The organism is Photorhabdus tasmaniensis (assembly GCF_011189505.1).
Classification (GTDB): Bacteria; Pseudomonadota; Gammaproteobacteria; order Enterobacterales; family Enterobacteriaceae; genus Photorhabdus; species Photorhabdus tasmaniensis.
Genome location: NZ_PUJU01000194.1, coordinates 1 through 586, shown reverse-complemented (window position 1 = coordinate 586; position 586 = coordinate 1). Strand labels below are relative to the sequence as shown.

Genomic DNA, 586 nt, shown 5'->3' with positions numbered 1-586 from the left:
GCCCTATAAGGGCTTGTTACCGACTGCGCCTAAATGACGCTGCTTTCTCTTCGTTCAAGCTAAATGTCTTTGCTACTTTGGCTTACCCCTTGAAGGGGTCTACATGTTCTTTACTACTCAATTTGTCCGAGACTAAATCCGACTTTTCTTGCTCTCTGATATACTTTTGAATTGTCGCTTCATTTAGCCCTACCGTACTGACATAGAACCCTTCCGCCCAAAACTTTCTGTTGCCAAACTTATATTTTAAATTGGCATGTCTATCAAAGATCATCAGCGAACTTTTACCCTTCAAATATCCCATAAAACTTGAAACACTTAGCTTTGGTGGAATACTCACTAACATATGAACATGGTCTGGCATGAGATGACCTTCGATTATTTCCACACCTTTATACTTACAAAGGTCTCTGAGGATCTCACCCACACTTGAACGAATATTATTAAAAATCACTTTCCGTCTATATTTCGGCGAAAAGACGATAGGGTATTTACACAGCCACTTTGTATGCGCTGAGCTTTGTGCTTTAATGCCCATAAACACCTTTCCTTATTTGAGTTACGAATATTAGCTTGAACATCTATA

The 586-nt window shown here is 39.2% G+C and carries 1 protein-coding gene; it reads right to left on the bottom strand.

All coding sequences use genetic code 11. The features are described 5' to 3' along the window. Positions 1 to 82: 82 nt before the first annotated feature. A complete protein-coding gene (gene tnpA / locus C5471_RS23495) occupies positions 83 to 538 on the bottom strand; it encodes an IS200/IS605 family transposase (RefSeq protein ID WP_133815712.1) in 456 nt (151 codons plus the stop codon). Between the last annotated feature and the right edge of the window lie 48 nt (positions 539 to 586).

Excerpts from the sequence above, each read along its gene's own strand:
- tnpA (WP_133815712.1), bottom strand. The coding sequence starts at position 538 with ATGGGCATTAAAGCACAAAGCTCAGCGCATACAAAGTGGCTGTGTAAA.